General features: G+C 67.3%; 19 protein-coding genes and 2 pseudogenes. 8 read left to right on the top strand and 13 right to left on the bottom strand.

What is annotated here, in order from left to right:
* The first annotated feature begins 24 nt into the window (after positions 1 to 24).
* From D1409_RS22395 to D1409_RS22415, 5 genes are all read left to right on the top strand, one after another.
* Positions 25 to 252 carry a DUF7127 family protein gene (locus D1409_RS22395; protein WP_123539190.1) on the top strand — a complete coding sequence of 76 codons (228 nt, stop codon included), beginning with the start codon at positions 25 to 27 and terminating at the stop codon, positions 250 to 252.
* Positions 249 to 2,516, top strand: a complete 2,268-nt coding sequence (locus tag D1409_RS22400; RefSeq protein ID WP_123539191.1) for a CDC48 family AAA ATPase — start codon at positions 249 to 251, stop codon at positions 2,514 to 2,516. Before D1409_RS22395 ends, D1409_RS22400 begins: the two co-directional genes overlap by 4 nt.
* 181 nt (positions 2,517 to 2,697) lie before the next feature.
* Positions 2,698 to 2,850: a rubrerythrin-like domain-containing protein gene (locus D1409_RS22405; RefSeq protein WP_123539192.1), complete on the top strand. Its 153-nt coding sequence runs from the start codon at positions 2,698 to 2,700 to the stop codon at positions 2,848 to 2,850.
* Positions 2,851 to 2,865: 15 nt separating this feature from the next.
* Complete coding sequence (gdhB, locus tag D1409_RS22410) at positions 2,866 to 4,164, top strand: glutamate dehydrogenase GdhB (protein WP_123539193.1); 1,299 nt, start codon at positions 2,866 to 2,868, stop codon at positions 4,162 to 4,164.
* A gap of 124 nt (positions 4,165 to 4,288) precedes the next feature.
* A complete protein-coding gene (locus D1409_RS22415; protein WP_123539194.1) occupies positions 4,289 to 4,843 on the top strand; it encodes a DUF420 domain-containing protein in 555 nt (184 codons plus the stop codon).
* A 36-nt stretch (positions 4,844 to 4,879) separates the two neighbouring features.
* Here D1409_RS22415 and D1409_RS22420 read toward each other — a convergent pair whose 3' ends face one another.
* Complete coding sequence (locus D1409_RS22420) at positions 4,880 to 5,596, bottom strand: alpha/beta hydrolase (protein WP_123539195.1); 717 nt, start codon at positions 5,594 to 5,596, stop codon at positions 4,880 to 4,882.
* 48 nt (positions 5,597 to 5,644) lie between these two features.
* The gene (locus tag D1409_RS22425; protein ID WP_123539196.1) at positions 5,645 to 6,745 is read right to left on the bottom strand and encodes a Gfo/Idh/MocA family protein; all 1,101 of its coding nucleotides are present in this window, start codon (positions 6,743 to 6,745) and stop codon (positions 5,645 to 5,647) included.
* 221 nt (positions 6,746 to 6,966) lie between these two features.
* On the opposite strand from D1409_RS22425, the gene D1409_RS24945 reads away from it, so the two are divergent.
* On the top strand, positions 6,967 to 7,614 hold the full coding sequence (locus tag D1409_RS24945; RefSeq protein ID WP_164471854.1) for a hypothetical protein: 648 nt from the start codon (positions 6,967 to 6,969) through the stop codon (positions 7,612 to 7,614).
* Positions 7,615 to 7,792: 178 nt separating this feature from the next.
* Here the strand turns inward: D1409_RS24945 and D1409_RS22435 are convergent, their stop codons facing one another.
* The 5 genes from D1409_RS22435 to D1409_RS22455 form a co-directional block, all read right to left on the bottom strand.
* The gene (locus D1409_RS22435; protein ID WP_123539197.1) at positions 7,793 to 9,616 is read right to left on the bottom strand and encodes an FAD-binding protein; all 1,824 of its coding nucleotides are present in this window, start codon (positions 9,614 to 9,616) and stop codon (positions 7,793 to 7,795) included.
* A gap of 2 nt (positions 9,617 to 9,618) precedes the next feature.
* Entirely contained in the window at positions 9,619 to 10,509 is an 891-nt protein-coding gene (locus D1409_RS22440) for a succinate dehydrogenase/fumarate reductase iron-sulfur subunit (RefSeq protein WP_123539198.1), read from the bottom strand.
* Positions 10,506 to 10,871 (bottom strand): succinate dehydrogenase hydrophobic membrane anchor subunit, encoded by a 366-nt coding sequence (locus D1409_RS22445; RefSeq protein ID WP_123539199.1) that lies wholly within the window; start codon positions 10,869 to 10,871, stop codon positions 10,506 to 10,508. Before D1409_RS22445 ends, D1409_RS22440 begins: the two co-directional genes overlap by 4 nt.
* Before the next feature lie 3 nt (positions 10,872 to 10,874).
* On the bottom strand, positions 10,875 to 11,264 hold the full coding sequence (sdhC, locus tag D1409_RS22450; RefSeq protein WP_123539200.1) for a succinate dehydrogenase, cytochrome b556 subunit: 390 nt from the start codon (positions 11,262 to 11,264) through the stop codon (positions 10,875 to 10,877).
* A gap of 174 nt (positions 11,265 to 11,438) precedes the next feature.
* Entirely contained in the window at positions 11,439 to 12,497 is a 1,059-nt protein-coding gene (locus tag D1409_RS22455) for a succinylglutamate desuccinylase/aspartoacylase family protein (RefSeq protein WP_123539201.1), read from the bottom strand.
* A 132-nt stretch (positions 12,498 to 12,629) separates the two neighbouring features.
* Between D1409_RS22455 and D1409_RS22460 the strand changes: the two genes are divergently transcribed.
* A complete protein-coding gene (locus D1409_RS22460) occupies positions 12,630 to 13,973 on the top strand; it encodes a putative ATP-dependent zinc protease (protein WP_123539202.1) in 1,344 nt (447 codons plus the stop codon).
* 2 nt (positions 13,974 to 13,975) lie between these two features.
* On the opposite strand, the gene D1409_RS22465 is transcribed toward D1409_RS22460, so the two are convergent.
* The 5 genes and pseudogenes from D1409_RS22465 to D1409_RS22485 form a co-directional block, all read right to left on the bottom strand.
* Positions 13,976 to 14,272, bottom strand: coding sequence for a hypothetical protein (locus D1409_RS22465; RefSeq protein ID WP_164471855.1), 297 nt, complete (start codon positions 14,270 to 14,272; stop codon positions 13,976 to 13,978).
* Positions 14,273 to 14,507: 235 nt separating this feature from the next.
* On the bottom strand, positions 14,508 to 15,527 hold the full coding sequence (locus D1409_RS22470) for a transcription initiation factor IIB (RefSeq protein ID WP_123539203.1): 1,020 nt from the start codon (positions 15,525 to 15,527) through the stop codon (positions 14,508 to 14,510).
* 187 nt (positions 15,528 to 15,714) lie between these two features.
* Positions 15,715 to 16,317 carry a DNA-3-methyladenine glycosylase family protein gene (locus D1409_RS22475; protein WP_123539204.1) on the bottom strand — a complete coding sequence of 201 codons (603 nt, stop codon included), beginning with the start codon at positions 16,315 to 16,317 and terminating at the stop codon, positions 15,715 to 15,717.
* Positions 16,318 to 16,617: 300 nt separating this feature from the next.
* Positions 16,618 to 17,118: pseudogene (gene cysE, locus D1409_RS22480) on the bottom strand (serine O-acetyltransferase); the annotation flags it as partial.
* A 211-nt stretch (positions 17,119 to 17,329) separates the two neighbouring features.
* Positions 17,330 to 18,487, bottom strand: coding sequence for an acyl-CoA dehydrogenase family protein (locus D1409_RS22485; RefSeq protein ID WP_123539206.1), 1,158 nt, complete (start codon positions 18,485 to 18,487; stop codon positions 17,330 to 17,332).
* Between the two features lie 113 nt (positions 18,488 to 18,600).
* Between D1409_RS22485 and D1409_RS22490 the strand changes: the two genes are divergently transcribed.
* Positions 18,601 to 20,565 (top strand): 3-hydroxyacyl-CoA dehydrogenase/enoyl-CoA hydratase family protein, encoded by a 1,965-nt coding sequence (locus D1409_RS22490; RefSeq protein ID WP_123539207.1) that lies wholly within the window; start codon positions 18,601 to 18,603, stop codon positions 20,563 to 20,565.
* Positions 20,566 to 20,692: 127 nt separating this feature from the next.
* On the opposite strand, the pseudogene D1409_RS22495 reads toward D1409_RS22490, so the two are convergent.
* A pseudogene (locus tag D1409_RS22495) lies at positions 20,693 to 20,798 on the bottom strand (IS5/IS1182 family transposase); the annotation flags it as partial.

A 20,798-nucleotide genomic window follows, 5' to 3' on the forward strand; every position in this document is an offset into this window, starting at 1 on the left:
TTATCGCGCTAACTACGAGTTAGTATGACCGGAACCCAACAGCTGTCCGACGACGTCGGGCTGCGGCGCTACGAGTACGACGACGAGACGGTGCTGGCGGCGGACCTCGGTCCGAGCCGGGACGCGTCCGTGGACGTGCTCGACGATGCGGTCATCGTCGTCGTGGACGACGAGCAGTACGATCTGGAGCTTGCGGGGGACGCGCAAGCGTTTATCCGCAACGGCGTCCTCACTATCGAGGTGGACGCATGAGACTCACTGTCAAGCCCCTCAAACAGAAAGACGCGGGCCGTGGACTGGCCGCCATCGACCGCGCGGCGATGTCCGAGCTCGACCTCGAGAACGGAGACTACATCGTCATCGAGGGCAGGGACTCCCGCGCGGTCGCGCGAGTCTGGCCCGGCTACCCCGAGGACGAGGGCCGCGGCGTCATCCGTATCGACGGGCGGCTCCGGCAGGAGGCCGACGTCGGCATCGACGACAACGTCGACGTCGAGAAGGCCGACGTGAAGCCCGCGACGCGAGTCAGCGTCGCGCTCCCGCAGAACCTCCGCGTTCGCGGGAACGTCGGCCCGATGATCCGGAACAACCTCAGCGGACAGGCCATCACCGAGGGCCAGACCGTGCCCGTCAGCTTCGGGCTCGGCCCGCTCTCCTCGATGAGCGGCCAGAAGATCCCGCTGAAGGTCGCCGAGACCGACCCGTCTGGGACCGTGGTCGTCACGGACTCGACGGAGGTCGACGTGGCCGAGAAGCCCGCCGAGCAGATCCAGGAGGGTGCGGCCGGCGCCGCCGACGGCACCGCCCCGGACATCACCTACGAGGACATCGGCGGCCTGGACGACGAACTCGAACAGGTCCGCGAGATGATCGAACTGCCGATGCGTCACCCGGAGCTGTTCGAGACGCTCGGCATCGAACCGCCGAAGGGCGTCCTGCTCCACGGCCCGCCCGGCACCGGGAAGACGCTCATGGCGAAAGCGGTCGCCAACGAGATCGACGCGTACTTCACCGACATCTCCGGCCCGGAGATCATGTCGAAGTACTACGGTGAGTCCGAGGAACAACTCCGCGAGGTGTTCGACGAGGCCGAGGAGAACTCCCCGGCGATCGTCTTCATCGACGAGATCGACTCGATCGCGCCCAAGCGCGGCGAGACCCAGGGTGACGTGGAACGGCGCGTCGTCGCACAGCTGCTCAGCCTGATGGACGGGCTCGAGGAGCGCGGACAGGTCATCGTCATCGGCGCGACCAACCGCGTCGACGCCATCGACCCGGCCCTGCGCCGCGGTGGCCGCTTCGACCGGGAGATCGAGATCGGCGTCCCGGACAAGAACGGCCGCAAGGAGATCCTGCAGGTCCACACCCGCGGGATGCCCCTGGTCGAGGACATCGACCTCGACCAGTACGCCGAGAGCACGCACGGCTTCGTCGGCGCGGACCTCGAGTCGCTGGCCAAGGAGTCGGCGATGAACGCGCTGCGCCGCATCCGGCCGGAGCTCGACCTCGAGTCCGACCAGATCGACGCGGAGGTGCTCGAACACCTGGAAGTCACCGAACAGGACTTCAAGCAGGCGCTGAAGGGGATCGAACCCTCGGCCCTGCGTGAGGTGTTCGTCGAGGTGCCCGACGTGACCTGGGACCAGGTCGGCGGGCTCGAAGAGACGAAAGAGCGCCTCCGCGAGACGATCCAGTGGCCGCTGGACTACCCCGAGGTGTTCGAGGCCATGGACATGGACGCCGCGAAGGGCGTCCTCATGTACGGCCCGCCGGGCACGGGGAAGACCCTGCTCGCGAAGGCCATCGCCAACGAGGCCCAGTCGAACTTCATCTCGATCAAGGGCCCCGAACTGCTGAACAAGTTCGTGGGCGAGTCCGAGAAGGGCGTCCGCGAGGTGTTCGAGAAGGCCCGGTCGAACGCACCAACGGTGGTGTTCTTCGACGAGATCGACTCCATCGCGGGCGAACGCGGCGGCCAGTCCACCGACTCCGGCGTCGGTGAACGCGTCGTCTCCCAGCTCCTGACGGAACTGGACGGGCTCGAGGAACTGGAGGACGTCGTGGTCATCGCGACCACGAACCGACCGGACCTCATCGACTCCGCCCTGCTCCGGCCGGGCAGACTCGACAGGCACGTCCACGTGCCCGTCCCGGACGAGGAGGGTCGCCGGAAGATCCTCGAAGTCCACACGCGGGACAAGCCGCTGGCGGACGACGTGGACCTGGACGAACTCGCGGAGCGCACGGACGGCTACGTCGGCGCGGACATCGAGGCCGTCACGCGCGAGGCCTCCATGGCCGCGACCCGCGAGTTCATCGCGAGCGTCAGTCCCGAGGAGATCGGCGACTCGGTCCGCAACGTGAAGGTCACGATGGACCACTTCGAGCACGCGCTCGACGAGGTCAGGGCCAGCGTCGACGAGGAGGTCAAGGAGCGCTACGAGGAGATCGAGGAGCGCTTCGGCCCCGGCGAGACCGAAATCGAGGAGAAGGAAGTCGGCCGCACCTTCCACTGACGCGCCCGCTCCCCGTTCGGCACGTTTTTTGCGCGTTTTCCGTTCCGGAGCCGTAGCGACGCTTTTCCTGTCCCTGATTCTATCGGACGACATCGAGCCGTCGCCCGGCGCCACAGATATTAATATGTAATTATATACCCTAAATACTTAATATTATATAGTCATCCGCCCATCTTCGAGTATGCCGCACAACCTCGACCTGAAAGCGGATCCGGACGCGCCGTCGACCTACGAGTGTCTCGTCTGCGGAACGATCGTCGAAGCGGAGTCCCACCCCGGGAACTGCACAGAGTGCGACGGCGAGTTCCAGAATCGCGCGATGTCTCTCGAGTGAGCGGTCACACATCCCATGTCTTCAGACACGTCCGACCAGTCGACAGCCGATAGTCTCGAACCCGCACCGGACGCCTCAGAGTCCGCGCTGTCGACGGCGCGCCGCCAGCTCGACAGGGCGGTCGCGCTCGTCGACGTCGACCCCAACGTCGTAGAGCGGTTCACCTATCCCGACGGGGTCCACGAGGTGACGGTCCCGATCGAACGCGACGACGGGACCGTCGAGGTGTTCCGCGGCTATCGAGCCCAGCACGACAGCGTCCGCGGTCCGTACAAGGGCGGGATCCGATTTCACCCCGAAGTGTCGCGCGAGGAGTGCATCGGCCTCGCCATGTGGATGACCTGGAAGTGCGCGGTGATGGACATCCCGTTCGGTGGTGCGAAAGGCGGCGTCGTCGTCGATCCGAAGGAACTCAGCGACGACGAACGAGAGCGTCTCACCAGACGGTTCACCGACGAGATCCGGAACGTCATCGGACCGACGACGGACATCCCCGCGCCGGACATGGGCACCGACGCCGAGACGATGTCGTGGATGATGGACGCCTACAGCATGCAGGAGGCCGAAACGATCCCGGGGGTCGTCACCGGAAAACCGCCGGTGATCGGCGGGAGCGAGGGGCGTTCCGAGGCTCCGGGCCGGAGCGTCGCTATCGTCACGCGCGAAGTCGCCGACTACTACGGGTCGCCGCTCTCGGAGAGCACCGTGGCCGTCCAGGGGTTCGGGAGCGTGGGCGCGAACGCCGCCCGACTGCTCGACGACTGGGGTGCCACCGTGGTCGCGGTCAGCGACGTCAACGGCGCGGCGTACGACCCCGGCGGACTCGACACGCGCGCCATCCCGTCCCACGAGGAAGAGCCCGAGGCCGTCACGAGGCACGCGGACCGGACCATCGAGAACGACGAACTGCTCGCGCTCGACGTCGACGTCCTCGTCCCCGCGGCCGTCGGCAACGCGATCACCGAAGCGAACGTGGGGGACGTTCGAGCCGACGTGATCGTCGAGGGCGCGAACGGCCCGGTCTCCTTCGGCGCCGACGAGATACTCGCGGAGCGCGACGTCCCGGTGATCCCCGACATCCTCGCCAACGCCGGGGGCGTCACCGTGAGTTACTTCGAATGGCTGCAGGATATCAACCGCCGGGCGTGGTCCGAGGAGCGCGTCAACGAGGAACTCGAGACGGAGATGCTCTCGGCCTGGGACGCCGTTCGAACCGAGTACGAGGACCGGGACGTGAGCTGGCGGGACGCCGCCTACGCCGTCGCGCTCGGCCGACTGGCGAAGGCTCACGAGGCTCGCGGCCTGTGGCCGTGACCCGGGTCGGTTCCGCCACCGGCCGACTCTCCGACGGATAGATCTGACGACAACGGACACTCTCTCGGTCGGGGTCCGCTCCGAAGCGCAACGCCATTGACGGTCGAGTCCCGAGAGACGAGCGATGAACGTCAGGGAGCACGTCCCCGCGGTGTCGGGTATCCTCTCGGTCGTCGCGCTCGCGCTCGTGTTCGCCGCGGCGCTGCAGGCGATCCCGCCGGCGCTGTTGCCGCGAGCGCCCGACAGCGTGCTCCACGCTATCCCGCACGTCAACGCCGTCGTGAGCGCGGCGGCGATCGGTACCATCGTCGTCGGCTGGCGCGCGATCCGGCGCGGCGACGTGGCCCGACACCGCGCGGCGATGCTGTCGACGACCGGCCTGTTCGCCCTCTTCCTCGTCGCGTACCTGTATCGCGTCGCACTTGAGGGGCCGACGGACTTCTCCGGGCCGCCGCTGGTGGAGGGCGTGATCTACCCCGCGATTCTGGGGGTCCACGTCCTCCTCGCAATCGTCTGCGTCCCGCTGGTCATCTACGTTCTCGTGCTCGCGCTGACCCACTCGGTGCCCGAGTTGCGCGAGACGCGCCACCCGACCGTCGGCCGGATCGCAGCGGCGCTGTGGCTGGTCTCCTTTTCGCTCGGTATCGTGGTCTACCTCGTGCTGTACGTGCTGTTCTGAGGCGGTGGCCGCTGCGACCCGCGCCACCGGGCCCGGTCACCTCGGCGACTCGGCGCTTCGGACCGGCCCCGTCAGGGCCTCGGGACCCTCGTCGAGTACCGCCAGGAGCCAGTCGACGGTCCGGTCGCGCGACGACGAGGAGAAACACTCGTGGCCGCCGTCGAAGAGGACCGTCCGCTCCGCGGGGGCGTGCTCGCCGATCGCACCGACGCCGACGACGCTGTCGGCGAGCGAGCAGAAGACGACGCTGTCGTCGCGGAAGGGCGGCAGTCGCGCCTGCGCGTCCGCGACCGTCCGCAGGAACGCCGGCGCGATGCGGTCCGGTCCCTCGGCGCGCTGGCGCTCGGTCGCGAGGTCGCCCAGTGCGCCCTCCTCGAACGGGACCGGGACGACGGGCCGGTCGGTCGGGAGCGAGCGGACGAGCCGTTCGAGGAGGCCCTCGCCGGCCATCCCCCACCAGGGGCTCAGGTAGACTCGCGGCGCCGACGAATCGAGGTGAGCCGCGACCAGGCCGCCGGTGCTGTGCGAGAGTGTCCGGTCGGGCTCGGTCGCGTCGTGGCGCGCCTGCGTCGGCCGGACGTACTCGGCGTCGAAGCCGCTGCCGTGGTCGGGTATCTGCCCCACGTCGACCGTGTAGCCGGCGTCGACCAGTTCGTCGACCAGCCAGCGCACGTTCTCGTGGTGCGTACGGTTTCCCCATCCGAGGACGAAGAGGACGCGCTCGTCGCCGTCACCGAACTCCGTGAACTCCATGCGGAACGGATGGGGAGCGGTCGCACAAAAGTTCGGGGCCGTGCGGCCTCAGTCCTGGGCGTCCTCGGGCCGGAACGCCAGTTCCCCCGCCTCGACGAGCGCCTCGAAGGCGTTGTCCTCGGCCGCCAGCGGGAAGTCGACGCGGCCGCGCTTGCGGGCCGACTCGTAGGCCCCGAAGATGATCTCGGCGGTCTTCAGGCCGTTTCTCGCGCCGAGTTCGGACTCGCGGCCCTCGTGGAGCGCCGAAACGATCTCGTCGGCCGCGCGGTCGATGTACTCGCTGCCGTACTCGCGACCCTCGGCGTTGGCGCCGTGGAGGTCCTCGCCGTCGACGTCGACGGCTTCCCACTCGCCGCCGCGGCGAATCTCCAGCATGTTGCCGGTGTCGCTGTCGATACGGATCTCGCCCTCAGTGCCGCGGAGGACGTGTGCGGCGTCGGCGAAGCCGCTCCCCTTGCCGCCGGAGATGACGCCCTGCACGCCGGTCTCGTACTCCCACAGCGCCCAGGCCTGGTTCTCCTGGTGCATGCCGAAGCGCACGTCCTCCTCGCGGTAGTCGATCTGTGCGATGACCCACTCGGGTTCGGCCTCGTCGGCGAACATGCCCGTCAGGTCGATGGTGTGGGCGCCCGTGTCGTAGAGGTCGCTCCAGGTGGTCTCCACGCGCCGGAGGTCGCCGATCTCGCCGTCGTCGACCAGGCGTTTCGCCTCTCTGAACGGTTTGCCGAAGCGTCGCTGTCGGTTGAACGTCAGTTGCACGTCGCGGCGCCAGCACGCCTGGGCCATCCGCTGGGCCGACCCCCAGGTGTGGGCCATGGGCTTCTCGGCGTGGATCGCCGAGACGACGCCGCTGCGCGCACAGTCCACGACGACGTCTTCGTGGATCATCGGCGGCACGGCGACGGTGACGATGTCCGGTTCCACCGACGCGAGCATCGCCTCGTAGTCCTCGAAGACGTGGTCGTCGGCCAGACCGAACGTCCGCCCGAACGCCTCGGCGTTCTCCGGCACGATGTCGGCGCAGGCGACGACCTCACAGCGGTTCTGGTTCTCGAACGACTCGGCGTGGCGATACCCCATGGCGAACCCCTCGACGGTCGGGTTCTCCGGGTCCGGCCCCGTTCCGATGACGGCGACGTCGTACGTCATGTGACACGTAGACGCAGCGAGAACCAGCCAAAACGTCTTTCGGTCGGTCTCAGTCCGTTTCGGCTACGTGTAGTCCGGTAGTGACAGTTTCTCGCGAGAAGCGACGTCGTTGACTGCGACGTCGGCACGCTCGACTCCGACGAGCGTTCGATTCTGCCAAACGACTTCAAAAAGATATATCAACAACTTCTCACCAATGTAGTAACAGTTGAGCTATCGACATGCCTACGATAACTATCGACGGGTCGGAAATTGAGTACGAGCGACAGGCGAAGAATCGATCCGAGAGCGTCTTCGAGGTACAGCTGATAGTCGAGTCTCGGACGGGCGAGCGCTCGATCCGGTCGTTCGAGATCGACGTGTCGGCGCGCGACGACCTGACAGCCGACCGGATGGAGACGGCACTGGCCGACTGGAAGCAGACCCATCCGACGCTGACAGTGGAACAGGTGATCGTCGAGGAGACCAAGCGATGCGGGTTCGGCCGCAGAATAGCCGACGCGGAGGCGGCGGACCGCCCGGACGCGTCCGAGACGGGTACCGGTGGTCAGTCCCAGCCGCTGTATCGCGGCGGCGCGCAGTCGGTCCCCCGTTCCCCCGTCGGTTTCGGAGACGTTCCCGTCGAGCGCGGCGAGGACGTCGAGTTCCACGTCGCCGGACCGGACTCGTCGGTGTACGGCACCAGTAGCGGCACCGTCACCGGCGTCAAGACGGGCACCGAGGACTACAACATCCTCCTCATCGAGACGGACTCGGGAACCAAGCGCGTCCGCGAGGACTGGATCGTCGACGAGGACGAAGACGAGGATGAAGCGGCCGAGGCGTCGGGCGAAGACGACGAGGAAGCGGCCGACGAAGACGAGTCCTGAGCGGCGTGCGGTAGAATCCGGCGGTCAGTTTTAGTTAGTATCCGCGCGAACGAAGTGAGCGCGGTTCACGCGGCCGAACGGAGTGAGGCCGCGCTTTTTTCACCCATGTTTTTGCCGCGAGGGTTCCCGCAGCGCGCCGCAGGCGCGCGAGGAAACCCGAGCGGGAAAAAGATGGTCTCTAGTAGGACCGTTCCTTCGGCTCGTACTCCTTCTCGGCTTCGAGGAGGACGGGCTTGTAGTAGAGACGGGGGGTCCCGTCGTTCCACGCGAGCAGGGTGTGCTTGAGCCAGTTCTCGTCGTCGCGGTACTGGTACTGCTCGCGCCAGTGGGCGCCGCGGAACTCCTCGCGGGCGAGGGCGCCGACGGCGATGGACTCGGCGACGTCGAGGATGTTGCGCGTCTCGATGGTGTGGATGAGGTCGGTGTTGTAGGTGCGCGAGGGGTCGGAGACGGCGACGTGCTGGTAGCGTTCGCGCGCCTCGCGGATGTCCTCGAGAGCCTGCTTGAGGCCCTCTTCGCGGCGGAACACGTTGACGTTGGCCGTCATCGTCTCCTGGACGTCGTCGCGGACGTGGGCGTGGTTGATGCCCTCGGATTCGAGGAGCGTCTCGACGCGTTCGCGCTGGCGTTCGACCTCGCTCTCGACGATGGACTTGGCGTCCACGGCCGCACCGTCCGCGGCGACGCTCTCGTCGCTGGTATCGACGGCGCCGATCTGGATCGACTCGTCGAGGTCGCCGGCCTCGCTCTCGGCGCTGGGGCCGGTCTGGATCTCGGCCTCCTTCATATCTCCTCCTGCGGCGTGCTTGCCGGCGCGGGCGCCGTAGACGAGGAGTTCGGGCAGGGCGTTCCCGCCGAGGCGGTTGGCGCCGTGGAGTGAGACGCAGGCCGTCTCGCCGGCGGCGTAGAGGCCGTCGACGCAGGTGTGGCCGTTCTCGTCGCACTCGACGCCGCCCATCTGGTAGTGCTGGCCGGGCTTGACGGGCATGGGTTCGTCGAGGCCGTCGACGCCCTCGAAGTCCTCCGCGAGGTGGAGGATGTTCTCGAGGCGGTCGAGGATGCGCTCCTCGCCGAGGTGGCGCATGTCGAGGTGGACGTACTCGTCCTCGATACCGCGGCCCGCGTTGACCTCCGTGAGTTCGGCGCGGGAGACCACGTCGCGGGAGGCGAGTTCGCCCTCGTTGTTGGCGTAGCCGTGCTCGAACATGAACCGCTCCTCGTCCTCGTTGTAGAGGATGCCGCCCTCGCCGCGGACGCCCTCGGAGATCAGCACGCCGGTAGAGGGGAGCGTGGTGGGGTGGAACTGGACGAACTCCATGTCCTCCAGCGGGACGCCGGCGCGGTAGGCCATCGCGTAGCCGTCGCCGGTGTTGGCGACGGCGTTGGTGGTGTGGTCGAACACCTGACCGGGGCCGCCGGTGGCGAGGATGACGCCGTCGTTGGCGCGGAAGCCCTCGATCTCGCCGCTGGCGATGTCGTAGGCGACGACGCCGTGACACTCGCGGTCCTCGACGTCGTCGTGGTCGCTGACCGCCAGGTCGAGGACGTACCACTCCTCGTAGACGGTGATGCCGCGCTTGACGACCTGCTCGTACATCGTGTGGAGCAGGTGGTGGCCGGTCTCGGCGCCGGCGTAGGTGGTGCGGGGGTGGCTGAGGCCGCCGAACGGTCGCTGGGAGACGGTGCCGTCCTCCTCGCGGGAGAAGGGCATGCCCCAGTGTTCGAGCTGGATGACCTCGTCACGGGCGTCCTGGGCGAACGTCTCCACCGCGGGGGCGTCCCCGAGGTAGTCCGAGCCCTTCATCGTGTCGTAGGCGTGGAGTTCCCAGGAGTCCTCCGGGTGGAGCGCGGCGTTGATGCCGCCCTCCGCCGCACCGGTGTGCGAGCGGACGGGGTGGAGCTTCGTGACCATCGCCACGTCCGCGCCCTCTTCGTGGGCCGCGATCGCGGCCCGGAGCCCTGCGCCGCCTGCGCCGACGACGAGTACGTCGTGTTCGTGCATTGTTACCAGAATTTGAGGTTCGACTTCACGGCTTCGCGTTTCAGTTCCTGAATGTGCTCCGTGAGCGGGATGTCCTTCGGGCACACCTCGGTACAGGAGAACTGGGTCTGACAGCGCCAGACGCCGTGTTCCTGCTCGATTATCTCGAGGCGGTCCTCCTTCTTGATCTCGCCCTCGCGCTCGTCCATGGCGAAGCGGTAGGCCTTGTTGATGGCGGCGGGGCCGAGATACTCGTTGTCGCCGGCCGCGATGTTACACGAGGACATACAGGCGCCACACCAGATACACCGCGTGGACATCTTGACCTTCTCGCGGTTCTCGGGGGACTGGCGCTGCTCTTCGAGTTCGCCCTCCGGCAGTTCGTCGGGCTGGAAGTACGGTTCGACGGCGTGCATCTGCTCGTAGAAGTGCTCCATGTCCACGACGAGGTCCTTGACCACGTCCTGGTGCGGGAGCGGTTCGATGCGGACCGGCCCCTCCAGGTCCGCCATCTGGGTCTTGCAGCCGAGTCGCTGCTGGCCGTTGACGAACAGCGCGTCGGACCCGCAGACGGCCTGTCGGCAGGAGTGACGGAAGGTGAGCGAGGAGTCGTAGTGGTCACGCGCGTACATCAGCGCGTCGAGGACGGTCATCCCTTTGAAGAACGGGACGTGGAAGTCGTCGAACCGGGGTTCGTCTTTGCCCTCGACCTCGGGGTCGTAGCGGAACACCTTGATCTCGACGGTGTCCTCGGCCTCTCGCACTTCTTCGCGAGCCTGTTCTTCGCGCTCTCGAGCCTCGGCCCTGGCCTTCTTCTCCGAGAGTCGCCGTTCCTGGTGGGACTCCTCGGTCTCTGCGGCCGCGTCGGCCTCTGCCTGCTCTTCGGCTTGCTCTTGTTCGATTTGCGTGCTCATAGTAGGTTAGTCATCGCGAGTGCGACGCGGGTTCCCTGAACGATCAGTGCTATGCTCGCCAGCGTCAAAACGGCCCCGACTGCCTTCTTGCGGGTGCCGGTCAGGCCCTGGTTGATCAGCGCGTTGTAGACGCCGTTGACGCCGTGGAAGGTCGCGGTGACGAGGAACAGCCACATCGTCGCGAAGTAGCCGACCTGGCTCATCCGCGCCTGGGTGCCGGCGAAGGTGATCTCCGCGGCGTGGTTGACGAAGTGCAGCAGGAAGAAGTGGAAGGCGAGGACGCCTATCAGGAAGACTGCGGTCAGTCGCTGGAAGAGCCACTTGACGCCGCCGCGTTCGAAGGAAGAGTAGTGCTGTGCCATGAGTTACACCCCCGAGAGGAACGTCGGCACGCTCGCGACGACGATAGCCGCCGTCACGACGAGCGACGCGTAGAAGCTCTTGTCCTGGTTCTCGAGTCCGAAGCCGAGGTCGACGAACAGCAGTCGGACGCCGTTGAGGATGTGGAAGACGGCCACCGAGAGGAGGCCGACTTCCAGCACGCGGACGACCAACAGCTCTTCGAGTCCCTGCAGCGTGTTCGTGTACAACACGTCGCCGCCCGTAGCCGTGCTGAGCACGGCGATATGCGTGAACAGGTAGCCGACGAGTACCCAGCCGGTAAACTTGTGGAAGATCCAGGCCCACATGCCCGGCTTGAACTCCCGCCACCGGCCGAAGTCCTCGACCGCCCCGCGGTCGTACGTCTCGCTCATACACCGGGCGCAAAGGCGTCGGGGGCTATAGTAGTTTCTACACCGCCCCGTTTCGGCCGCCGAACACGTTCACACGCGTCCACAGCCCGGCCGTTTCGGCGTGTGTTTCCCGACTTTCGCCGGCCTGACCGGACGAACGTATCACGCGCCAGACCATTCCGTCCGCCAGCGCTCTCAGTTCTCGGCCGTCACGTCGTCGCCGGAGTTCGCGCGCTCTTCGGTCGCGCCGACGCCGCCGTTGCGTTCGATGGCTCCGAGCGTCCTGTCGTCGAGCTTGACCAGGTGACAGAGCGGGTTGCCGGGGTAGACGACGGGGTTCTCGAGGACGCCGACGAGCAGGCCGGTAAAGGGCGCCCGGACCTTCGCCGTCTCCGTCTTGAACGGGTTGGCGATGGTGCAGATGGTCTCGCCCTCGCGGACGACGCCCCCGCGCTCCTCGTGCATGTCGACGAGGCCCCCGGCGTCGGCGCGGAGCCAGGTCTTCTCGCTGGAGTCCTCGATGACGGTACGCCAGCCGGGCCAGCGGACTCGCTCGGTCGGGAGCAGGCCGAACTCGGCGAGGACGCTCTCGACGCCGACCAGCGCGCGGTCGATGAGCGACCGCTGGAACCGGTGGGCCTCGCCCATCTCGACCGTTATCGTCGGCGTGTCGCGCTCGCTGGCCTCGCGGCGGAGCGTCCCCTCCGCGCCGCTGCTGTCGATGATGACGTTCGAGGCGAACGCCCTGGCCAGTCGGTCGACCGCGGGGTCGTCCATGTCGGCGCGGACGTGGAGCATGTTCGTCCGCCCGCGGGTTGAGGTGTGGAGGTCGATACCCAGGTCGCAGGGTGCGACGAAGTTGTCGAAGATGCGCCGCGCCATCCGCTTGGCGCTGGTCGACCCCTCTTTGCCGGGGAAGGATCGGTTGAGGTCGCGGTCGTACACGGGGAGGTAGCGCTCCTGGGCGATGAATCCGGGGACGTTCAGCACGGGGAGACAGATGAGCGTCCCGCGGAGGTCGTCCAGGTTCCACTCGTGGGCCACTTCGCGGACGACCTCGACGCCGTTGAGTTCGTCCCCGTGGGAGGCCGCGCTGAGAAAGGCCGTCGGTCCCGGTTCCCCGCCGTTGACGACGGTGACGGGGATCCTGACGGGGTCGCCGAGATACGTCTCGCTGACGGAGTACCGCACGTTGGCCGTCTCACCCGGGTCGACCCGGCCGCCGTCGTAGGTGAACGGCTCAGCCTCGTCCATGTCCTCCAACAGGGACAGGGGTATAAAACGTCTGGCGACCGCGGCCGCTCGTTACAGTTCGGCGTCAATTCGGCCCCTGTCGGCCGATACCGGGACCGTCAGTTCTTTCGGCCCCCCCGAAGTTGGTCAGATATGGCGACTTCTGACTCTGTTTCGGTGGGGGTGTTGAGCCTGCACAACAGCAAGGAGACCAAGGCGATACTGAACGCGGTCGAGGCGCTCGGGCACGACCCCGAGTGGCTCCGTCACGAGAACACGACGCTCCGGATCGAGGGTTCCGAACCGGTGCTCGAACCCGAGGTGGACGTGATCGCGAACCGGCTCCTGCTCTCGAAGTCGACCGAGCCCTGCGAGGAGATGGGGCTGGCCAACACGCTCGAACAGCTCTGTCCGATGCTCAACGAGCCCGCCAGGACGCTCACCTCGATGCACAAGGTGGCCTCGGCGGTCGCGCTCTCGGACGCGAACGTGAAGGTGCCCGACGCGCTCATGGCGCTGTCGTCGGACCGACTGAACCTCGAACGCGAACGCTTCGGCGACGAGGCCGTCTACAAGACCGCGATCGGGACCAACGGCGGCGGCACCTGGAAGGTCGACGCGACCGAACGGGTCAACGCTCGCGTGGGCAACCGCTACGCGTTCCTCCAGAAGCTGCTGGAGCGGGGCGACGTGCCGACTCGCGACCTGCGAGTGTACGTCGTCGACGACGAGGTCGTCGGGTCGATGTTCCGCTACGCCCCGGAGAACGAGTGGCGCACGAACGTCGCCCTCGGCGGCCACGTCGAGGACGCCGCCGACGATGTCCCCGACGAGGTCATCGAGACGGCCCACCGCGCCGTCGACGCCGTCGGGCTGGACTACGCCGGCGTCGACCTCATGGAGGGTGAGGACGGCTGGTACGTCCTGGAAGTCAACCCCACGGCGGGGTTCAAAGGGCTGTTCGAAGCGACGGGGACGAGCCCCGCGCCGTACATCGCGAAAGTCGCGATCGAACGGGTCGGTGGGACCGTCGACGACGACCGAGTCCGGGAACTCGCCGGGTTCCTCGACGACTCGGTGCCCGACTGCAAGCCCCCGTCGGTCTCCTCGGCCGGGACGGACCCGCTCGTGATCGGCTACACCGAGGAAGTGCTCATCAGCGGGACGAAAGGCTCGGAGTCCGTCGTCGCCAAGTCCGACACGGGCGCGACGCGGACGAGCATCGACACGCGACTCGCGGCCGACATCGGCGCCGGTCCGATCAAGTCGATCACGAAAGTCCGCTCGGGCTCCTCCAAGAGTTCGAAGAGCCGGCCGCTCGTGGACGTGGTCGTCGGCGTCGGCGGGACTCGCCACACCGTCACTGCCAGCGTCGAGGACCGCAGCCACATGAACTACCCCGTCATCCTCGGCCGCGACATCCTCGGCGACTACCAGGTCGACGTGAGCCGGCAGGCCGACCGCGAGTCCGACCCCGAGATCGAATCCGAGGAGTAGCGCTACGGCTCTCCGACCCGCTCGGCCAGTTCTCGCGCACGTTCGACCCGTTCGTCGGCGTCCGCGTCGCCGGTGGTCTCGACGTTCGACAGCAGGTCCGCGACGTGGCCGACGCGCTCGCGGACGACGGACTCGGACCCGCCCGTCGCGGCCACGTCGGCGGCGTCGCCGGCGACGGCCTGTGCCTCGCCGATCCAGCGGCTCGCCTCGCGGCCGACCGGTCGCTCCTCGGTGACCCGTAACTCGTCGTGGATGCGTTCGACTCGCTCGGCCAGGGAGTCGTCGCTGTCGTCCGACACAGTATCACCGACCCACCGGCGCGTTCGCGCGCCACCGTGGCGTCCTCGTCTCTGTCGCGGCTGTCGCTGTCAGCCGGTCGGTCGTAGCTGACGCTGTCAGCCGGTCGGTCGTAGCTGACGCTGTCAGCCGGTCGGTCGGCGCGGTGATCAGTTGCACGTCGAAGAATACGGGTCCCGGCCTCTTCGGTTTCCGGGAGGACTGTGGTGAGCCGTCATCAGCTCGGAAACCGAGAGATCACGCGGCCGTGGGCTGTTCGGCCGCGTCGAGCAGTTCCTGATAGCGATTGCGGATGGTCACTTCCGAGACGTCGGCGACCTCGCTGACCTCGCCCTGCGTGACCTTCTCGTTGACGAGCAGCGCGGCGGCGTAGACGGCTGCGGCCGCCAGTCCGACGGGGCTCTTCCCGACGTGGACCTGCTCGTCCTTCCCGGTGTCGAGCAGTTCGCGTGCGCGGCGCTCGACCGCTTCGGAGACGTCGAGGTCCGAGACGAACCGGCCGACGTAGCTCCCGGGGTCCGCCGGCTGGATCTCCAGGCCGAGTTCGCGGACGACGTAGCGGTACGTCCGCGTGAACTCCATCTCGCCGATCCGGCTGACTCTCACGACCTCGTCGATGCTGCGCGGGGTCCCGGCCTGCCGGGCGGCGGCGTACACCGCGCTCGAGGCGACGCCCTCGATGGAGCGACCGGGGAGCAGGTCCTCGTCGAGCGCGCGGCGATAGATGACGCTCGCGGTCTCGCGGACGTTCTCGGGGAGACCGAGCGCGCTCCCCATCCGCTCGATCTCGCCGAGGGCCTGCTTGAGGTTGCGCTCCTTCGAGTCGCGCGTCCTGAACCGCTCGTTCCAGGTGCGCAGGCGCGACATCTTCTGGCGCTGGCTCGCGTTCAGCGAGTTGCCGTAGGCGTCTTTGTCCTGCCAGCCGATGTTCGTCGAGAGGCCACTGTCGTGCATCATGTTCGTCGTCGGCGCGCCGACGCGGGACTTCTCGTCCTTCTCGCCGGCGTCGAACGCCCGCCACTCGGGGCCGGGATCGATCTCGTCCTCGTCGACGACGAGACCGCACTCGGAACACACCGTCTCACCGCGCGTGTCGTCGGTGACGAGCGAGCCGTTACACTCGGGGCAGGTCTCCGCTCGCTTCCGAGCGTCGGGGCGTTCCGACTCGGTCTCGGTCTCAGCCTCCGTCTCGCTTCGCGTCTCCGGGGCCGATGCGCGATTCTCCGCCTCGCCGGTGTGGATACGTGTGTCTGTCATGATCGATGTCCTGCGCGGGGGGCAGGTGGGAGGGCGGGGGCTACCGGCGGGGGAAAACCGAAAATCCGGGAGCCGCCCGAACCTAACTCCTCGTTAGGACGAAAAGTATTTAAACCTTTCGCAGGGTTTTAGTGTGGAACCGCTGTTCAGGGGCGTTCAGACGGGGTAGAGCGCTCCCGGAGCGGGGTCAATCGCGGCCGACTTCGGTGTCGCCGTTCTCGTAGTGGTTCCAGAGGTAGAGCGAGGCGTACGATCGGTAGGGGCGCCAGCGGTCGGCGGCGTCGACCATCTCTGCGCGTGTCATTTCGGCGTCGAAGAGCACGTCCATCCCCTTGCGGATGCCCAGATCGCCGACCGGGAAGACGTCCTCGCGGCCGAGGCCGAACATGAGGAACATGTCGGCCGTCCACGGGCCGATCCCGTGGACTGCGGTGAGTTCCTCGGCGACTTCCGCGTCGGACAGTTCGGCGAACGCCTCGCGACTCCAGCCGCGGTCCCGGAACGCGGTCGCCGCGCGCCTGACGTACTCGACTTTCGCCTCGGAGAGCCCGGCGGCCCGGAGGTCCGCGGGGTCGGCGGCGAGCATCGCTTCGGGGGTCACCTCGACTGCGTCGAACAGTCGGTCCTGGATGGCCGCGGCGGCCTCCATGGACACCTGCTGTCGGATCAGCGAGACGACGAGGCGCTCGTAGAGGTCCTCGGCCGGGTCGAGCGTGAGCGGGCCGTGCTCGGCGACGACTGGACCGAGGATCTCGTCGCTCGCGAGTTCGTCGATCGGGTCCGCTGTCATCGGCGGGGAGTCGGTGACGAGACGGTATGGGAGTTTCGGAGGGGTCGCCGCTCTACTGGCGCCTGCGCCGGGGCGTGGTGTAGTCGCCCGACTGGCGCCCGCGCCCCGACCTGCTGCCACCGCTCGACTGGGGGCCGTCCCTCAGCTCGCGCCCGCCGCGCCACAGCACGTGGGCGGTTCGGAGGGCGCCGCGGTCTCGTCGTCGGTATCGGCCGCTTCTCCGGCCGCCTCCTCCGCTTCGTCGTCGGTGGACACGTCGGCCTCCGCCCCGCTGGCGTCGGCGGACTCGTCGCCGCGGTCGACTATCTCTGCGGGATTGCCGACGACCGTCGCGCCGGGCGGCACGTCCTCGACGACGACGGCGCCGGCGCCGACGGTCGCGCCGTCGCCGATAGTGATGTCGCCGACGAGCGTCGAGCGAGCGCCCAGCGTCACCCCGTCGCCGACCGTCGGGTGTCGCTTCACCGGGCGCGGGTCGTCGCCGCCGAGGGTGACGCCGTGGTACATCGCCACGTCGTCGCCTATCTCGGCGGTCTCGCCGACGACCACGCCCATCCCGTGGTCGACGAACACCCGTCGGCCGAGGTCGGCACCGGGGTGGATCTCGACGCCGGTGAGAAAGCGGGTGACCTGTGAGACCAGGCGAGCCGAGAAGTGACGGTCGTGGGTCCAGAGCCAGTGGGCCAGCCGGTAGGCCCAGACGGCGTGGAGGCCGGCGTAGAGGAACACCTCTGCGGTGCTCTTCGCGGCGGGGTCTGTCTCGCGGGCTGTGCGAACGTCCTCGCGGAGTCGGTCGAACATGGTTTTGGTGAGTCGAGCGGTGGTCGGAACGCTGGCAGTGACGATAGAGACGAGAACGGACGGGCCCTCAACAACAGCGACGCCGAACACTGTTCGGCCGGGTAGTCTCTGCGCGGGCGGGCGAACGGACGGGCCCGAGTAGCATACGTCACCATCGCTCGCCCAGTGGCTTAAAACGAACGACGTTCCGCCGGACCGAGCGCGGCGTCGCCTACACCATGCCCTTGCCGAGCAGTTCCCGCGCGATGATGTTCTTCTGAATCTCGGTGGTGCCCTCGTAGATCTGGGTGATCTTGGCGTCGCGGTAGAACCGCTCGACGTCGAAGTCGTTGACGTAGCCGGCGCCGCCGTGGATCTGGACGGCCTCGTCGGCCACGTCGACGGCCACACGCGAGGCGTACTCCTTGGCCATCGACGCGAGTTGCGTCAGGTCGTCGTCCGCGTGGTCCACGCTCCACGCGGACTTGTAGGTCAGCTGCCGGGCCGCTTCGGTCTGCGTGTGCATGTCCGCGAGTTTGTGCTGGATGGCCTGGAACTCGCTGATCGGTTGCCCGAACTGCTCGCGCTCCTGTGCGTAGTCGAGTGCGCGCTCGGCGGCACCGCGAGCGATACCGACGCCCTGGGCGGCGACGGCGGTCCGGGTCTCGTCGAAGAACTGCATGAGTTGCAGGAACCCGGCGCCTCGCGTCCCGACGAGGTTCTCCTCGGGGACGCGAACGCCGTCGAACAGGAGTTCCGCCGTATCGGAGGCGCGGATCCCGAGTTTCCCGGTTATCTTCTCCGCCGAGAAGCCGTCGCGGTCGGACTCGACGATGATCTGCGAGAAGCCGTTGTACCGCCCCTCGGCGTCCGGGTCCGTCTCGCAGACGACGACGAAGTAGTCGCCGACCGAGCCGTTGGTGATCCACATCTTGTTGCCGTCGATGACCCACTCGTCGCCGTCCTTCTCGGCGCTCGTCGCCACGCTCGAGACGTCCGACCCCACGTCGGGTTCGCTGATGGCCGACCCCATGATGGCGTCGCCTTCCGCGACTGGTCGGAGGAACTTCTCCTTCTGCTCCTCGGTGCCGAACGCGACGAGCGCGTCGGCGCCGAACGCCGCCGAGGAGATGGAGAGACCGATCCCGGGGTCGGCGGCGAACAGTTCCTCGACGATGAGGATGTTCGTCAGGTAGTCGTACCCCACGCCGCCGTACTCCAGTGGCACGTTCGCGCCAACTATCCCGAGTTCTGCGGCCTGTTCGACCAGGTCGTGCGGGAACTTCTCCTCGGTGTCGTACTCCGTCGCGACCGGCACGATCTCCTCGTTCGCGAAGTGGCGAACCTCGTCGCGGACCTGCTTTTGCTCGTCCGAGAGTGCGAAGTCCATGTATGGGTGTCATCCGTTACCATACATAATCCTTCGTAATCAACTCTCAACTAGTCACTCGTTTATGCACGAGAGAAACCTTGAAACGGAAGCCGAGAGTGGCTATACACGCTATGAACTTCGAGGATATCGAACAGGTCGCGGTACTTGGTGCCGGAAACATGGGCCACGGCATCGCCGAAGTCGCGGCGCTGGCGGGGTACGACGTGACGATGCGCGATATAAAGGAAGAGTTCGTCGACGACGGCTACGAGAACATCGAGTGGTCGCTCGGGAAACTCGCCGAGAGCGGCCAGATATCCGAGGACGAGGCGGAAGCGAGCCTCGACAGGGTGGAACCGCTCGTCGACTTCGAGGCCGCCGTCGAGGACGCCGACGTGGTGATCGAGGCCGTCCCCGAGCGCATGGACATCAAGAAAGACGTGTACGACGAACTGGAGTCGTACGCCCCCGACGAGGCCATCTTCGCCACGAACACCTCCAGCCTCTCGATCACGGAACTCTCGGAGGTGACCGAGCGGCCCGAGCAGTTCTGCGGGATGCACTTCTTCAACCCGCCCGTGCGGATGGCGCTCGTCGAGGTCATCCGTGGCGAACACACGGCCGACGAGACCCTGGACGCGATCGAACAACTCGCCGAGGCGTTCGACAAGTCCCCAGTCCGCGTCCGCAAGGACTCGCCTGGGTTCATCGTGAACCGCGTGCTCGTCCCGCAGATGAACGAGGCCTGCTGGCTCGTCCACGACGAGGTCGCCACGGTGGCCGAGGTCGACTCGACCACGTCGTTCGACATGGGCCTCCCGATGGGCGCGTTCGAACTCGGCGACCAGGTCGGCCACGACGTGACCCTGCACGTCCTCGAGTACCTCAACGAGGTCCTCGGCGACGCCTACGAGCCCTGTCCCCTCCTCGAAGAGAAGGTCGAGGCCGAGGAGCTCGGCAAGAAGACCGGCAAGGGGTTCTACGACTACGAGAACGGCGGCGTCGAGATCCCCGCCGACGAGGGCCGCGACGACGTGGAAGCGCGCCTGCTCGCCGTGATGGCCAACGAAGTCGGCAAACTCGTCGAGAACGACGTGGCGCCCGTCGGCGACATCGACGAGGCGATGATGCTCGGCGCGGGGTACCCGGAAGGCCCCGGCAAGCGCGCCGACGCCTTCGGCCTCGACGACCTGATCGAGACGCTCGAATCCGCCCACGAGGAGACCGGTGCCGCCCGCTACGAGGTCTCGGACGGACTCCGACGGGCCGCCGAGGAGGGCGGCTTCTACGGGAGCGAGGAGGAGAGCGAGACCGTCTCCTTCGAGCAGATCGAGGTCGAGGTCGACGGTGCGGTCGGTCACATCACGCTCGACCGGCCGGCGCGCATGAACACGATCACGGTGCAGATGATAGACGAGGTCGACGCCGCGCTCGACCAGTTCGAGGCCGACGACGAGGTTCGCTCGGTGGTCCTCGAGGGCGGCGGCGACCGGGCGTTCTCCGCCGGGTTCGACGCCGCGAGTGCCGCGCCGGGGAGCGGGCTCGAAGCCAGCGAGATGTCCCGGAAGGGTCAGCAGGTGTTCGGTCGTCTCGAAGAAGTCGGGATGCCCGTCGTCGCCGCGATAGACGGCTACTGCCTCGGCGGCGGCATGGAACTCGCGACGGCGGCGGACATGCGCATCGCCAGCGAGGGCGCGCAGTTCGGTCAGCCCGAGCACAACCTCGGGCTCCTGCCGGGCTGGGGCGGCACGCAGCGACTCAAGCACATCGTCGGCGAGGGCCGCGCCAAGGAGATCATCTTCACGGCGCGCAACGACTACGATCCCGAAACGATGGCCGACTACGGCTTCGTCAACGAGGTCCTCGGCCCCGACGAGTTCGACGACCGCAAGTGGGAACTCGCCCGCGACCTCGCCGCCGGCCCGCCCATCGCCCAGAAGCTCACCAAGCGCGCGATGCTCGCCGGTCGCGACGACACCGACGCGGGTCTCGAGTACGAGGCCTCCGCGTTCGGCCACCTGTTCACGACCGACGACGTGTGGGAGGGGCTCGCCGCCTTCCAGCAGGACCGCGAACCCGAGTTCGAAGGGAAGTGAAAAGATAACGGGTGATTCGGCCCCAGACTCAGCAGTTTCGGTCTATCCAGTCACAGAACTTCTGGAAATCCCTGGCACCGGCTTGGTCCGCGATGTTACTCAGGGTGAGCGTGTCATAGAATCCATCTCATAGCTTCTCACAGCCCGGATCGTTTCCTCGTTCGAAGTTGGTGATTGCAACGACGAGCCGCAGACACAACGCAAGGAACACTTCTGTTCGTGCGTGGACGCGG

Source organism: Halosimplex salinum (assembly GCF_003730195.1).
Classification (GTDB): domain Archaea; phylum Halobacteriota; class Halobacteria; order Halobacteriales; family Haloarculaceae; genus Halosimplex; species Halosimplex salinum.